The sequence below is a fragment of the Streptomyces sp. NPDC013455 genome, from assembly GCF_040632975.1.
In the GTDB taxonomy this organism is placed as follows: Bacteria; Actinomycetota; Actinomycetes; order Streptomycetales; family Streptomycetaceae; genus Streptomyces.
In genome coordinates this window covers 204,886-219,955 of sequence record NZ_JBEYCX010000002.1, presented here as the reverse complement: position 1 = coordinate 219,955, position 15,070 = coordinate 204,886, and the positions used below count along the sequence as shown (strand labels likewise).

The 15,070-nt window shown below is 73.8% G+C and carries 12 protein-coding genes; all 12 read right to left on the bottom strand.

Annotated elements, in window-relative coordinates:
* Window positions 1-41: 41 nt before the first annotated feature.
* On the bottom strand, window positions 42-1,067 hold the full coding sequence (locus tag ABZ576_RS05130) for a 2-oxoglutarate and iron-dependent oxygenase domain-containing protein (protein ID WP_360735926.1): 1,026 nt from the start codon (window positions 1,065-1,067) through the stop codon (window positions 42-44).
* Window positions 1,068-1,275: 208 nt separating this feature from the next.
* Window positions 1,276-1,998 carry a TetR/AcrR family transcriptional regulator gene (locus ABZ576_RS05125; RefSeq protein WP_360735924.1) on the bottom strand — a complete coding sequence of 241 codons (723 nt, stop codon included), beginning with the start codon at window positions 1,996-1,998 and terminating at the stop codon, window positions 1,276-1,278.
* Window positions 1,999-2,002: 4 nt separating this feature from the next.
* Window positions 2,003-2,740, bottom strand: coding sequence for an enoyl-CoA hydratase family protein (locus ABZ576_RS05120; RefSeq protein ID WP_360735922.1), 738 nt, complete (start codon window positions 2,738-2,740; stop codon window positions 2,003-2,005).
* Entirely contained in the window at window positions 2,737-4,305 is a 1,569-nt protein-coding gene (locus ABZ576_RS05115; RefSeq protein WP_360735919.1) for a 4-coumarate--CoA ligase family protein, read from the bottom strand. Before ABZ576_RS05115 ends, ABZ576_RS05120 begins: the two co-directional genes overlap by 4 nt.
* Before the next feature lie 19 nt (window positions 4,306-4,324).
* Window positions 4,325-5,485, bottom strand: coding sequence for an acyl-CoA dehydrogenase family protein (locus tag ABZ576_RS05110; RefSeq protein WP_360735916.1), 1,161 nt, complete (start codon window positions 5,483-5,485; stop codon window positions 4,325-4,327).
* Between the two features lie 7 nt (window positions 5,486-5,492).
* Window positions 5,493-7,346, bottom strand: a complete 1,854-nt coding sequence (locus ABZ576_RS05105; RefSeq protein WP_360735913.1) for a biotin carboxylase N-terminal domain-containing protein — start codon at window positions 7,344-7,346, stop codon at window positions 5,493-5,495.
* Window positions 7,347-7,354: 8 nt separating this feature from the next.
* The gene (locus ABZ576_RS05100; RefSeq protein ID WP_360735911.1) at window positions 7,355-8,953 is read right to left on the bottom strand and encodes a carboxyl transferase domain-containing protein; all 1,599 of its coding nucleotides are present in this window, start codon (window positions 8,951-8,953) and stop codon (window positions 7,355-7,357) included.
* A complete protein-coding gene (locus ABZ576_RS05095) occupies window positions 8,950-10,626 on the bottom strand; it encodes an acyclic terpene utilization AtuA family protein (protein WP_360735909.1) in 1,677 nt (558 codons plus the stop codon). Before ABZ576_RS05095 ends, ABZ576_RS05100 begins: the two co-directional genes overlap by 4 nt.
* The gene (locus ABZ576_RS05090) at window positions 10,623-11,417 is read right to left on the bottom strand and encodes a TIGR03084 family metal-binding protein (protein ID WP_360735907.1); all 795 of its coding nucleotides are present in this window, start codon (window positions 11,415-11,417) and stop codon (window positions 10,623-10,625) included. Before ABZ576_RS05090 ends, ABZ576_RS05095 begins: the two co-directional genes overlap by 4 nt.
* Before the next feature lie 267 nt (window positions 11,418-11,684).
* A complete protein-coding gene (locus ABZ576_RS05085; protein ID WP_360736650.1) occupies window positions 11,685-12,575 on the bottom strand; it encodes an EamA family transporter in 891 nt (296 codons plus the stop codon).
* Between the two features lie 176 nt (window positions 12,576-12,751).
* Window positions 12,752-14,758, bottom strand: coding sequence for an ABC transporter ATP-binding protein (locus tag ABZ576_RS05080; protein ID WP_360735904.1), 2,007 nt, complete (start codon window positions 14,756-14,758; stop codon window positions 12,752-12,754).
* Window positions 14,759-14,873: 115 nt separating this feature from the next.
* Window positions 14,874-15,002 (bottom strand): hypothetical protein, encoded by a 129-nt coding sequence (locus ABZ576_RS05075; RefSeq protein WP_360735902.1) that lies wholly within the window; start codon window positions 15,000-15,002, stop codon window positions 14,874-14,876.
* Between the last annotated feature and the right edge of the window lie 68 nt (window positions 15,003-15,070).

The window sequence follows — 15,070 nt, the reverse complement described above, 5'->3', positions numbered from 1 at the left end:
GTCCCCGCGCCCCCTGGAAAGCGGCCCATCGGGCCTGCTTTTCACGCTGCCGTCAGCAAGTCCCTGTGGTGCCGCTCCGCGACCAGCGGGTGCGCCCTGAGCTTGCCCTTCAGTTCGTTGTAGCCGTACTCGGCGTACAGCGGATTCGACGGGTCCGCCGTGATGCCAGGGGCCTGCGCGGCGTGCGGGAAGGGCAGTGGCTCGATCCTCGCGTCCAGGCGCGGGTTGTAGAAGAACGGGACCGAGAAGCGCTCGGTGGCGCCGGGCGGGCTGACGACCCGGTGGTTCGTTGCCAGCAGGTAGCCGTTGGTGGCGACTTCGAGGAGTTCGCCGAGGTTGACCACGAAGGCACCCTCGATCGGCGGTACGTCGTGGAAACGGCCGTCCTCGCGCTGGACCTGGAGGCCGCCCACCGTGTCCTGGAGGAGCAGGGTGAGGAAGCCGTAGTCCTTGTGGGCCCCGACGCCCTGGCCGGTGCCGTCGTCCGCGCTGCCGGGGTAGCGGACGAGCTTGAGGTGCGGGTGGGCGTGGGCGCCGAAGACGGGGTCGTAGAAGTCGGCCGGGGCGCCGATGGCGGTCAGCAGCTCGCGCAGCAGGCGGTGGGCGACCGCGCTGAGCCGATCGATCCAGGCGAGGGCGGCGGTACGCAGTCCGGGGAGCGCGGCCGGCCACTGGTTGGGGCCCTGGAGCCACCAGTACGGGGGCTCGCCGGGGCCGGGGACCCGGGCGGGGCGTTCGGCGCCTATGTCGAGCTGGTCGCGCCAGTCGCGGGCGCCGCCGGTGCGTTCGTCGCCGGTGCGGGTGTAGCCGCGGAAGTGCGGGGACCGCACGTTGTCCAGGGCGAGCCGGTCGGCCGCGGGGAGGGCGAAGAAGGCGCGCATGGCGGTGAGCAGCGCGTCGGTCTCGGCCTGGGTCACGCCGTGTCCGACGAGCTGGAAGAAGCCGACGTCGTGGGCGGCGCTGTGCAGCTGGGCGTGGAGCAGGGCGCGGGCCTGGGGGCCGCGGTCGGCGGCCGACAGGTCGATGATCGGGAGCTGGTGGTACGACGTCGCTGTGTGCGTGGTCATGGTGCGTCCGCGGGGTGTACGGGGCACGGGTGGCCGCCGAGGGGTGAGGACGGCCCCCGGAGCCGGAAAGAAGGAAGAGTGGGGGCTGGGTCAGGCGGAGGTACGCCGACAGCCCATGCTCGTGACGCGCACGTAGTCCACGTGGCGGCGGCGGACGAGCATCGGAAGCATGCGCCAAGGGTAACGCGCTCCCGTGGCGGCCCCCCCCTCAGCCCAGGGCGTCCTCCAGCAGAGCCGCCCACTGGGCGACGACCCGTTCGCGGCGGGCGGTGTCGTCGGTGAGGAGGTTGGCCAGGCCGAGGCCGCGGGCCATGTCCAGCAGGCCCTGGACGGTCTCCCGGACGCCGGGGCGGGACTCGTCGGCGCCGAGGAGCTCGACGGCGATGCGGTGGGTCTCCCGGCCGACGCGGGCCTCCAGCTCGGTCACGCGGGGGCGCAGCGGTTCCTCGTTCGAGGCGGCGACCCACAGGTGCAGGGCGGACCGGAAGAGGGGGCCGGTGTAGAGGTCGACCAAGGCGGCGACGACGGCCCGGCGGTCGGCGGCGCCGTCCGGGAACAGGGCCCGCAGTGCGAGGGAGCGTTCCTCGGAGACGTACTCGACGGCCGCGGTGAAGAGGTCCTCCCGGGTCGGGAAGTGGTGCTGGGCGGCGCCCCGGGAGACGCCGGCGCGTTCGGCGACGACGGCGACCGTGGAGCCCGCCCAGCCGTACTCGGCGAGGCAGGCCACGGCGGCCTCCAGGAGCCGCTGCCGGGTGGCCCGGCTGCGGTCCTGCTTGGGGCTGCGGTCCGGCTTGGCACCGCGGTCCGGCTTGGCACCGCGGTGCGGCCTGGCGCCGCGGTCCGGCTGCCCGCCGCCGCCCGGCTCGCCGCCGCCCGGCTCCGCGCCGCGGTCCGGCCGGGGTGCGCGGTCGCGTTCCGCCGTCGTGCTCATGTGGTCACACCACCCATGCCGCGTCCCGTCTTTCCAGGAAGGCCGTCATCCCCTCCCGGGCCTGGCCGGAGGCGAACAGCCGGGCCGACAGCCCGCTCAGATCCGCCGCGTCCCGGTCGAATGTCTCCAGCACCCTAGCCGTGAGCAGCCGTTTCGTCTCGGCCAGGGCCTGCGGTGCGGAGCGGCGCAGCCCGTCCAGGACGGGAGCGAGGGCCTCGTCCACGTCGTCCGCCGTCACCGTCAGCAGACCGAGGCGTACGGCCTCGGCCGGGCCGAAGCGTTCGCCGGTGAGGTAGTAGCGGGCCAGCGCGCGGGGGTCGGTGCGCGGGATCACCGGCAGGGAGATCACGGCGGGGGCCACGCCGATGCGCACCTCGGTGAAGGCGAAGGTGGCGGCGGAGCCGGCCGCCGCCAGGTCGCAGGCGGCGAGCAGGCCGAGGCCGCCCGCGCGGACGTGGCCGGTGACCCGGGCCACGACGGGCTTGGGCAGCTCCACGATCTGCCGGAGCAGGGCGACCAGCGCTTCCGGGTCGGGCGGGTCGCGCAGGTCGGCGCCGGCGCAGAAGGTGCCGCCGGTGTGGGTCAGGACGACGGCCCGTACGCCGGGGTCCTCGCCGCACGCGGTCAGGGCCTCGGCGAGGGCGGACACCAGGGCCGCCGAGAGGGCGTTGCGGCTGCCGGTGGCGTCCAGGCTGAGGGTCTCGACCGCACGCGCGCGCGTGCGCCCGATCAGGTCCGTCATGTGTGCTCCCTGAGCTGTCGGCGCAGGATCTTGCCGGAGGCCGCGCGGGGGACGGTGTCGGTGAAGGTGACCCGGCGGACGCGTTTGTAGGGCGCGACGCGTTCGGCGACGTACAGCAGGACGTCGTTCTCGGTGAGGCCCCCGGTGCTCGCGTGGCGGACGACGAAGGCGTGCGGGACCTCGTTGCCGTCCTCGTCGTAGGCGCCGATGACGGCGGCGTCGGCTATGCCGGGGTGGGTGAGCAGCAGGGCCTCCAGTTCGGCGGGGGCCACCTGGAACCCCTTGTACTTGATGAGTTCCTTGACCCGGTCGACCATGAACAGCCAGCCGTCGGCGTCGACGTACCCGACGTCCCCGGTGTGCAGCCAGCCGTCGGCGTCGATCATCTCGGCGGTGGCGTCGGGACGGCCCAGGTAGCCCTTCATGACCTGCGGGCCCTGGATGAGGATCTCGCCCGTCTCGCCGGTGCCCAGGTCCTTGCCGGGGTCGTCCAGGGAGACGATCCGCATCCGGGTGCCGGCGATGAGTCGGCCGACCGTGCCGGCGGGGGCCTCGTGCAGGCGGTCGATGGGGACGACGTGGGTGCCGGGGGACAGTTCCGTCATGCCGTACGCCTGGCCGATCGGGGGCAGGCCCAGGCGTTCGGCGCAGGCCAGGGAGAGCCGGGCGTCCAGCGGGGCGGCGGCGCTGATGACGTACTCCAGCGAGGAGAGGTCGTAGCGGCTGACCGCCGGGTGCTTGGCCAGGGCCAGGATGATCGGCGGGGCGACGTACAGGCCGGTGATCCGGTGGTTCTGGATCGCGGCGAGGAAGGTGTCCAGCTCGAAGCGCGGCAGGACGACGACCGTGGCGCCCTTGCGCAGCGGGGCGTTCATCAGGGCGGTGAGGCCGTAGATGTGGAAGAACGGCAGGACGGCGAGGATGCGGTCGCCGGGGCCCATCGGGACGGCGGGTTCGAGCTGGTTGAGGTTGGTCGCGATCTGCCGGTGGGTGAGCATGACGCCCTTGGGGACGCCGGTGGTGCCGGAGGAGTACGGCAGCGCGGCGACGTCCTCGGCCGGGTCGATCACGACCCGCGGTTCGGGGGCGGTGGTGGCGAGCAGGTCGATCAGCGAGCGGTGCCCGGGCGCGTGGTCGCACACGAGGATCTCCCGGATGCCGCCGGCGAGTCCGGCGGCCCGGCGGGCCGTTTCCAGCAGCGGGGAGACGGTGACGATCCAGCGGGCCGCGCTGTCGGCGAGCTGCTTGGCGAACTCCTCGGCGGTGGCGAGCGGGTGCACGGTGGTGACGGTGGCACCCGCGCGCGTGGCCGCGTAGAAGGCGGTCGGGAAGGCGATCGTGTTGGGGCTGTGCAGGGCGAGGACGTCGCCCCTGCGGACGCCGGCGTCGGCGAGGGCGGCGGCGAGGCGGCGGTGGAACCGGTCCACCTGCTCGTACGTGAGGGTGGTGCCGTCCGTGCCGTCGATCAGGGCCGGCTGGTCGCCGTAGGCGGCGGCCCGGCCGAGGACGGCCTCGTGGATGGGGAGTTCTACGGGCGGAACGTCTGCGTACTCGCTGTGGAACACGGTTCCTCCTCGCGGGCCGTCAGTACGACTTGGGCAGTCCCAAGGTCTGGTGGGAGACGTAGTTGAGAATCATCTCCCGGCTCACCGGCGCAATACGAGCCACGCGCGCGGCCGTTATCAGCGAGGCGAGCCCGAACTCGCGCGTGAGGCCGTTGCCGCCGAGGGTGTGCACGGCCTGGTCGACGGCCTTCACACAGGCCTCCCCGGCCGCGTACTTGGCCATGTTGGCGGCCTCGCCGGCGCCGGCGTCGTCGCCGCAGTCGTAGAGCCGGGCCGCCTTCTGCATCATCAGGCGGGCCAGTTCCAGCTCGATGTGGGCCTGCGCGAGGGGGTGCGCGACGGCCTGGTGGGCGCCGATCGGGGACTTCCAGACCGTGCGGTCGCGGGCGTACCCGACCGCCTTGGCGAGCGCGTGGCGGCCCATGCCGATCGCGAACGCGGCCGTCATGATCCGCTCCGGGTTCAGTCCGGCGAACAGCTGGAGCAGACCGGCGTCCTCGTCGCCCACGAGCGCGTCGGCGGGCAGCCGCACATCGTCCAGGACCAGCTCGAACTGCTTCTCCGCGGCGCTCAGTTCCATGTCGATGGGCCGCTTGTGGAAGCCCTCCGCGTCGGTCGGGACGATGAACAGGCAGGGCTTGAGGCTGCCGGTGCGGGCGTCGGCGGTGCGGCCGACGATCAGGACGGCGTCGGCGATGTCGACACCGGAGATGAACACCTTGCGGCCGGTGAGGAGCCAGTCGGTGCCGTCCCGGCGGGCCGTGGTGGTGATGCGGTGGGAGTTGGAACCGGCGTCCGGTTCGGTGATGCCGAAGGCCATGAGACGGGACCCGTCGGCGATGCCGGGCAGCCACCGCCGCTTCTGCTCCTCGGTGCCGAAGCGCGCGATGACCGTGCCGCAGATGGCCGGGGAGACGACCAGCATGAGCAGGGGCGAGCCCGCGGCCCCCAGCTCTTCGAGCACGATGGAGAGGTCGGCGATGCCGCCGCCCCCGCCTCCGTACTCCTCGGGCAGGTTCACGCCGAGGTAGCCGAGCCTGCCGGCCTCGGACCAGAGCTCGGCGGGGGGTTTGCCCTCGGCGACGGTACGGGTGAGGTAGTCACGGCCGTAACGCTTGCCGAGGGCGGCCACCGCGGCGCGCAGGGCCTTGTGTTCTCCGGATTCGATGACGGCGGTCATGGCGCTCCTAGGAAGAGGTTTCCTGCACTACTGCCAGCAACGTGCCCGGCTCCACCTGCCGGCCCGGCTCGGCGTGCAGGGCGGTGAGCGTGCCCGTGGCCGGTGCCGTGATCTGGTGCTGCATCTTCATCGCCTCCAGCCATACGAGTCCCTGGCCGGCCCGGACCGTCGCCCCTTCCACCAGGCCCTCGGCGACGCGCACGACCGTCCCCGGCATCGGCGCGAGCAGCGAGCCCGGCGCGAGCCGGGCCGTCGGGTCGGGGAAGCGGGGCAGGGCGGTGAGCCGGGTGGTCCCCACGTGGACCTGGTCGCCGTACCGCGCCACCTCGAACCTCCGCTGCACGCCGTCGATCTCCAGGACGACGAGACCGGCGTCGGCGTGCACCACCCGCACCCCGTCGGCCGCGAGGCCCTGCCGCGTGTGCCGGTAGCGGACCTCGTGCTCCTGGCCCGCCACCGCGTACCGCTTCACCTGCGGCTGCGAGGGAACGTTGCGCCAGCCGCCGAAGCGGGAGCGGCCGTGGGCGTCGGCGAGGGCGGCGGCCAGGGGGGCGTACGGGTCGGGCGCCGGGGTGGTCAGGGCGGTCAGGTGGCGGTCGTAGAAGCCGGTGTCCATGCGGCCGCCGGTGAACTCCTCGTGGCGCAGCGAGCGGACGAGGAGGTCGCGGTTGGTGACCGGGCCGTGGATCGCGGCGGACTCCAGCGCACCGGCGAGCCGGCGGATCGCCTCCGCGCGGGTGGGCGCGTGGGCGACGACCTTGGCGAGCAAGGGGTCGTAGTGGACACCGATGGTGTCGCCGTCGGCGTAACCGGTGTCCAGGCGGACGCCGGAGGGGACGGCGAGGCGGTGCAGGGTGCCGGTCTGCGGGGCCCAGCCCCGGGCCGGGTCCTCGGCGTAGAGGCGGGCCTCGACCGCGTGGCCGCGCGCGCGGGGCGGCTCGGGCTCCAGGGCGTGTCCCTCGGCGACCCGGATCTGCTCCGCCACCAGGTCCACCCCGAACACCGCCTCCGTGACGGGGTGTTCCACCTGGAGGCGGGTGTTCATCTCCAGGAAGTGGGCGCGGCCGTCGGCGACCAGGAACTCGACCGTTCCGGCGCCGGTGTAGGAGACGGCGCGGGCCGCGCGCACGGCCAGGGTGCGCAGCTCTTCCGCGAGCCCCTCGGCGAGTCCGGGTGCCGGGGCCTCCTCCACGACCTTCTGGTGGCGGCGCTGGAGGGAGCAGTCACGGGTGCCGAGCGCCCAGACGGTGCCGTGGGTGTCGGCGAGGATCTGCACCTCCACATGGCGGCCGTGCTCCAGGTACGGCTCCACGAAGACCTCGCCGTCGCCGAAGGCGCTCGCGGCCTCGGCGCGCGCGGCCTCCAGCGCGGTCGCCAGCTCGTCCAGGCGGCGCACGATCCGCATGCCGCGCCCGCCGCCGCCGGCGGCCGCCTTGACCAGGACCGGCAGGTCGGCCTCGGTGATCCGGTCCGGGTCGAGGGGGTCGAGGCCCATCAGGCGCTTGGCGCGGGTCTTGGACGCCATGGCTTCGACGGCCTGCGGGGGCGGGCCGATCCACACCAGGCCGGCGTCGAGGACCGCGCGGGCGAAGCCGGGGTTCTCGGAGAGGAAGCCGTAGCCGGGGTGCACGGCGTCCGCGCCGGCCGCCAGGGCCGCCCGCACGATCAGGTCGCCGCGCAGGTACGTCTCGGCGGGCGCCGCGCCCGGCAGCCGTACCGCCGTGTCGGCCAGGCGCGCGTGGAGCGCGTCGCCGTCCGCGTCCGAGTGCACGGCGACCGTGCGGATGCCGAGGCCGGCGCAGGTGCGGAAGACACGGCAGGCGATCTCGCCCCGGTTGGCGACGAGCACACTGGAGATCATCTGGTCCCTCACATCCGGAAGACGCCGAAGCCGCCGCGCACGCCCTCGTAGGGCGCCGTGTGGATGGCGGACAGGCACAGGCCGAGGACGGTACGGGTGTCGCGCGGGTCGATGACGCCGTCGTCGTACAGCCGCCCGGACAGGAACATGGGCAGCGACTCGGACTCGATCTGCTGCTCCACCATGGCGCGCAGGGCGGCGTCCGCGTCCTCGTCGTAGGGCCGGCCCTTCGCCGCCGCCGACTGCCGGGCGACGATGGACAGCACGCCGGCGAGCTGCTGCGGGCCCATGACGGCGGACTTGGCGCTGGGCCAGGCGAACAGGAAGCGCGGGTCGTAGGCCCTGCCGCACATGCCGTAGTGCCCGGCGCCGTACGACGCCCCCATGAGGACCGACAGATGGGGCACGCGGCTGTTGCTCACCGCGTTGATCATCATCGCGCCGTGCTTGATGATCCCGCCCTGCTCGTACTCCTTGCCGACCATGTAGCCGGTGGTGTTGTGCAGGAAGAGCAGCGGGATGTCGCGCTGGTTGGCGAGCTGGATGAACTGGGCGGCCTTCTGGGACTCCTGGCTGAAGAGCACGCCCTGGGCGTTGGCCAGCACACCCACCGGGTAGCCGTGCAGGGCCGCCCAGCCGGTGACCAGGCTGGTGCCGTACAGCGGTTTGAACTCGTCGAAGTCGGAGCCGTCCACGATGCGGGCGATGACCTCGCGCGGGTCGAAGGGGGTCTTCAGGTCGTCGGGGACGATGCCGAGCAGTTCCTCGGGGTCGTACCTGGGCGGCTCGGCCGGGCCGGGGTCCGGGTACGCCTTGCGGTGGTTCAGCCGGGCGACCACCCGCCGGGCCTGGCGCAGCGCGTCCCGCTCGTCCACGGCGAAGTGGTCGGCGAGGCCCGACACGCGCGCGTGCATCCCGGCGCCGCCGAGCGACTCGTCGTCGCTCTCCTCACCGGTCGCCATCTTCACCAGCGGCGGACCGCCGAGGAACACCTTCGCCCGCTCCTCCACCATGATCACGTGGTCGGACATGCCGGGGACGTAGGCGCCGCCCGCGGTGGAGTTGCCGAAGACGACGGCGATGGTCGGGATGCCGGCGGCGGAGAGCCGGGTGAGGTCGCGGAAGATGGCGCCGCCGGGGATGAAGATCTCCTTCTGGGAGGGCAGGTCGGCGCCGCCCGACTCCACCAGGCTGATGCAGGGCAGCCGGTTGGCGAGCGCGATCTCGTTGGCGCGCAGGGCCTTCTTCAGGCTCCAGGGGTTGCTGGCGCCGCCGCGGACGGTCGGGTCGTTGGCGGTGATCAGGCACTCCACGCCCGCGACCACCCCGATGCCGGTGACCAGCGACGCGCCGACGGGGTAGTCGCTGCCCCAGGCGGCCAGCGGGGACAGTTCGAGGAACGGGGTGTCGGGGTCCAGCAGCAGCTCGACGCGCTCACGGGCGAGCAGCTTGCCGCGTCCGCGGTGCCGCTCGACGTACTTCTCGCCGCCGCCCTCCAGCGCCTTGGCGTGCTCGCTCTCCAGGTCGGCGAGCTTGGCGAGCATGGCCTCGCGGTGGGCCCGGTGGCCGGGTCCGGCGGGATCGACAGCGGTGGGCAGAACCGTCACAGCAGGGTCTCCGGTATGTCCAGGTGGCGGGAGCGCAGCCACTCGCCGAGGGCCTTGGCCTGCGGGTCGAAGCGGGCCTGCGCGGCGACGCCGGCGCCGAGGATGCCCTCGACGACGAAGTTGAGGGCGCGCAGGTGGGGCAGCACGTGCCGGGTGACGGGCAGATCCCGGCTCTCCGGGATGAGCTGCCGGAAGCGTTCGGCGGTCAGGGTGTGCGCGAGCCACCGCCAGGCGTCGTCCGTCCGCGCCCACACGCCCACGTTGGCGTTGCCGCCCTTGTCCCCGCTGCGCGCCCCGGCGACGCGCCCGAGCGGTGCCCGGCGGGTCGGGCCGGGCGGCAGCGGCTCGGGGAGCGGCGGGTGCGGTACGGCGTCCAGGGGCCGCGTCTCCTGGGGCGGCGGCACGGTGAGGCGGCGTCCGTCGGGGAGGACCGCCACATGGTCGACGGCCCCATGGGGCACGTACACATCCTCGAACACCCCATAGGGGGCGCCCTTTCCGGGTGGGGACAACACATGGAAACCCGGGTAGCTGGCGAGCGCCAGCTCCACGGCGGCCCCGCTGAGCGCCCGCCCGACGACCTGCTGGTCCGGATCCCGTACGACGAGCCGCAGCAGCGCGCTGGCCGTCTCCTCGGTGTCCGCGTCCGCCCGGTCGGTGCGCACCAGGTCCCACCGCACCTCCCGCGGCGGCGACGCGGCCAGCGCGCCGGCGAGCTGCTCGCGCACCAGGTCCGCCTTGGCCTCGACGTCGAGGCCGGTGAGCACGAAGACGACCTCGTTGCGGAAACCGCCGAGCCGGTTGAGCCCGACCTTGAGGTCCGGCGGCGGCGCCTCCCCGCGCACCCCTTCGATCCGCACCCGGTCCGGCCCCTCCTGGCCGAGCCGTACGGTGTCCAGCCGTGCGGTGACGTCGGGTCCGGCGTAGCGGGCGCCGCCCGTCTCGTAGAGCAGCTGGGCGGTGACCGTGCCCACGTCCACGAAGCCGCCGGTGCCGGGGTGCTTGGTGATCACGCTGCTGCCGTCGGCGTGGATCTCGGCGAGCGGGAAGCCGGGCCGGCGCACGTCGCCCTCGCCGAAGAACGCGTAGTTGCCGCCGGTCGCCTGGGTCCCGCACTCCAGCACGTGCCCGGCGACGACGGCACCGGCGAGGCGGTCGTGGTCCGCCGGTCCCCACCCGAAGTGGGCGGCGGCGGGACCGGTGACGAGGGCCGCGTCGGTCACCCGGCCGGTGACCACCACGTCGGCGCCGGCCCGCAGGCAGGCGGCGATGCCGAAGCCGCCGAGATAGGCGTGGGCGGCGAGGGTGCCGGGGTGCCGTGCCGTGAGGTCGTCGCCCTCGACGTGCGCGATGCGCAGCGGAACACCGAGGCGTTCGGCCAGGGCGCCGATTTCCGTGGCGAGGCCGCGGGGGTTGAGGCCGCCCGCGTTGGTGACGATCCGCACCCCGCGCTCGTGGGCGAGGCCGAGGCAGTCCTCCAGCTGGCGCGGGAAGGTGCGGGCGTACCCGGCGGCCGGGTCCTTCAGCCGGTCGCGGCCGAGGATGAGCATGGTGAGTTCGGCGAGGTAGTCACCGGTGAGGACGTCCAGCTCGCCGCCGGTGAGCATCTCGCGCAGGGCGTCGAAGCGGTCGCCGTAGAAGCCGGAGAAGTTGCCGATGCGCAGCGGCCTCACCGGTCGCCGTCCTTCGGCGGGCGGCCCGCGCCGGGCGGTCCCGCGAACGCCTGGGCGATGTCCAGCCAGCGGTCCGCGTCCGGGCCGGTGGCCGTCAGGGCGAGGTCGGCCCGGTGGGCGCGCTGGGTGACCAGGAGGCAGAAGTCGAGGGCGGGGCCGGTGACGCGCTGGCGGGCCTCGGGCGGGCCGTGGCTCCACACCTCGCCGGAGGGTGCGACCACCTCGACGCGGAACTCCTCCTCGGGCACCGGCAGTCCGCGCGCCCCGAAGGCGAAGTCCCGCGCCCGTACCCCGATGCGGACCACATGCCGGAGCCGGTCGGTGGGGGTGCGCACCACACCGAGGGCGTCCGCCACGTCCTGCCCATGGGCCCAGGTCTCCATGAGACGGCCGGTGGCCATGGAGGCGGCCGACATGGGCGGCCCGAACCAGGGGAACCGGGCGCCGCTCGGGGCCCGGCGCAGCGCCTCGTCCAGCGCGGCCCGGCCCTCCCGCCATCGGGAGAGCAGCTCGGCGGGCGGCAGCCGGGCGCCCTCCTCGGCCCCGTCGTCCACGAAGGAGCCGGGGGCCGCGAGCGCCTTCTCGACGATTTCCCGGAAGCCGGCCTCGTGGGTGACGGCGAGCAGGGCGGCCTTGTCGGTCCAGTGCAGGTGGGCGATCTGGTGGGCGACGGTCCAGCGCGGCGCGGGCGTCGCGACCGCCCACCCCTCCTCGCTCAACTCGGCCACCATACGGTCGAGTTCTCCGCTTTCCTCACACAGATCACCGAAGACGCGCGTCGGATCGGGCATGGGGGGAGCATGGCAGCGGGGGCGGAAACAATCAAGCGTGCTTGCATGACTTTGCCGCCGACAGCCGTCTGGGCCGTCCTCTGCTTCTGGGAATGACAGGGTCGGCGGGCGGCGGGGAGTGGTCAGCGGTCGGCGGACAGCTGACAGTGGGCGGCGGTCGCCGGGTAGCGGGCGTGGGGGGCGGGCAGCGGGCAGTGGGCGGCGATCGGTGGTCGCCGGGGGGCGGGCAGCGCGCAGTGGGCGGCGGTCGGTGGGTGGCGGGGGGCGCTAGACCGTCGGCTTGCCCCGCCCCACCTGCGTCCGGACCGCGCCGATGCTCGCTGCGATGACCAGGCTGATGGCCGCGGCCTCGGCGGCGGAGAGGGACTGGTCCAGGATGAGGAAGCCGGCCGTGGCGGCGATGGCCGGTTCCAGGCTCATGAGGATGGCGAAGGTGGAGGCCGGCAGCCGGCGCAGGGCCAGCAGTTCGAGGGTGTAGGGCAGGACCGAGGAGAGCAGGGCGACCGCCGAGCCGAGGGCGATGGTGGTCGGGTCCAGCAGGCGGGCGCCGGCCTCGGCGATGCCGATGGGGAGGAAGAGCAGGGCCGCGACCGCCATGGCCAGGGCCAGGCCGTCCGCCTGCGGGAAGCGGCGGCCCGTACGGGCGCTGAAGACGATGTAGGCAGCCCACATGGCGCCGGCGCCCAGGGCGAAGGCGACACCCGTGGGGTCGAGGTCGCTGAAGCCTCCGCCGCCGAGCAGGAACACGCCGGCGAGGGCCAGGCCCGCCCAGAGCACGTTGATCGCGCGGCGGGAGGCAAGCACGGACAGGGCCAGCGGACCGAGGACTTCCAGGGTGACCGCCGGCCCCAGCGGGATACGGGCGACCGCCTCGTAGAACAGGCCGTTCATCGCGCCCATCGCGATGCCGAAGACGGCGACCGTGCCCCAGTCGGTGCGCGAGTGGCCGCGCAGCCTGGGGCGGCAGACCAGGAGCAGGACGACGGCCGCCGCGAGCAGCCGCAGCGTGACGACGCCCGCCGCGCCGGCCCGGGGCATCAGGGTGACCGCCAGCGCGCCGCCGAACTGCACCGAGACGCCGCCGGCCAGGACCAGCCCGACCGGCCCCAGCGAGCCGAGGCGGCCGGGAGTACGCGGAGACGACGGCGGCGTCGGCACCGGTGTCGGCGTCGAGTGGGCGGCGCTGGGGCTGTTGACGGTGCTCACGGCGGTCCTGGTGGCTGGCTGGGATCAGATCACGTACATCTCCATGTACTCCAGAGTCCAGGGTAATAGACCCCGTCAGGAGTGTGAACCCCTGACGGAACTGTCCTGGATGGTGAGACGGGGCCCTCTCAGATGCCGGGCCAGGGGTCCTCGCGGGCCGGCTGGGGCCAGGCTGCGGCCTGGGTGGGGTGCGGGTCGTGGCCGTACGCCTGCGCGTGCGCCGGTACCTGCGTGTACGCCGGCGGGGTCCACGTGTGTGCGTGCGCCTGCCGGTGGTCCGTCGCGTACCCGTGCCCCGGCGCCGGGTGCCGCCCCTCCTCCCACAGCGGCATGCGCAGCTCGCCGGTGTCCTGCAGGGCGTTGTTCTGTGAGCGGTGCAGCCGGGAGTAGGCCCCGCCCCGGGCGAGGAGTTCCTCGTGGCGGCCGGCCTCCACGACGCGGCCCCGGTCCACGACGAGGATGCGGTCGGCGTCGGGGGCGAGGTTGAGATCGTGCGTGATCATGATCGTCGTACGGCCCGCCATCAGCCGGCGCAGGGGTCCGACCACGCGGCGGGCGGCCAGCGCGTCCAGGCCGGTGGTCGGCTCGTCCAGGACCAGGACGGGCGCGTCGCGCAGGATCGCGCGGGCGATCGCCAGGCGCTGGAGCTGGCCGCCGGACAGCCGGGCGGAGTTCGGGTCGACCCGGGTGTCGTAGCCGTCGGGCAGCCGCAGGATGAAGTCGTGGGCGTCGGCCGCCCGCGCCGCCTCCTCGATCGCCTGCTCGCTGGCGCCGGGCCGGCCGCAGGCTATGTTGGCGCGCACCGTGTCGTGCAGCACCAGGGTCTCCTGCGGGAGCAGGGTGATGTATTCGCGCAGCCGGGCCAGCGGGAAGTCCCGCAGGGGTACGCCGTCCAGGAGTACGTCCCCGCAGTCCGGGTCGTAGAAGCGCAGCAGCAGCTTGGACACCGTGGACTTGCCGGCGCCGCTCGGGCCGGTGACGATGACCAGCTCGCCGGGGGCGACGGCGAGGGAGAGGCCGTCGAGGGCGGCCTTCCCGGTGCCCGGGTAGCGGAAGGTGACGTCCCGGACCTCGACGGTGCCGTCCGGGCGGCCGTTCTCCGTGGGCCGCCGGGGATCGGTGACCGCGGGCCGGACGTCGAGGATTTCGATCAGGCGTTCCGCGCCCGCGGTGGCGGCGGTGACGGTGAGGCCGAGCTGGGCGAGGCCGCGGACGGGCGGGTAGAGGTAGCCGAGGAAGGCGGCGAAGGCGAGGAGCCGGCCGAGGGTCATCCGTCCGGTGGAGATCTCCCACGCGCCGATGCCGATCACGGCGAGCACGCACACCGTCTCGATGACCTGGACCAGCTGCTCGTACGCCTCGTTCAGGCGGGTGGCGCGGACCGAGGCGCGGAACCAGGCGTTCGCCTCCTCGCGCAGCCGCCGGCGCTCGGCGTCCCGGCGGTCGTACGCCTGGGTGAGCACGATGTTGCCGAGCGACTCCTCCACCACGGAGGTGATCGCGCCGTCGGCGACCCGGCCCGCGCGCGAGACGTCCTTGATGGAGCCGGCGAAGCGGCGCGCGGCCAGCCAGAACAGGGGGGCGAGGACGAAGGTGGCGGCGGCCAGGTCCCAGCGCAGCCAGAACGCGGCGGCGGCGTAGAAGAGGGCGGAGAAGGCCGCCGAGGCGGCGCCGACCAGGCCGGACACGACCATCGTCTCGATCGCCTCGACGTCACTGGTCAGCCGGGAGAGCAGGTCGCCCTGCCGGTGCCGCTGGAAGAAGTGCGGGGGCAGCCGCTGGACGTGGTCGAAGACGTGCTCGCGCAGCCGCATCACGAACCGCTCGGTGGCCCAGGCGGCCAGCGAGTTGCCGGCGTAGGCGACGAGCGCGCCGGCCACCGCGATTCCCAGCCACTGCGCCGCCGGGGACCAGAACGCGGCCGGCGACCCCTTCCGCAGGGCGTGGTCGGTCAGCTCGCCGAACAGCAGGACGGCCTTGGTCTCGGCGAGTGCGGCGAGCACCGTGCACAGCCACACCACAGCCAGCCAGCCGCGCAGCCCCCGGGTCAGCGGCCAGAAGCGGCGGAAAGCGGCGCGGGCCGGGATCGAGGGGGTGTCCGCGTATTCGGATTCCTCGGGATTTTCGGTGTCCATTCGCCCGCCTCCGGCCTTTCTGGTTTTTCTTGCAGCCGGCCCCCGACAGAATGCGGGGCACGAGAAAAGGGGGCCGGCGGCGCACCGTCGGCCCCCTTCACGGTCCGGCGTCGGATCAGTGGTCCTGGCCGGGCAGCGGCTTCGGCAGCGGCTTGTGCGCATGCTTCTTCGCCTTGGCCTTCGGCGGCGGGGGCAGCTGCTTCTTGGGCTTGGGGGACAGCGGGGCAAGCTTCTTGAAGCTCATTTCCGACTCCTTGTATCGCATTTTCCGATGGTGCTGAATTGCTGAATTCCGCGTCCGGAACCCGACAC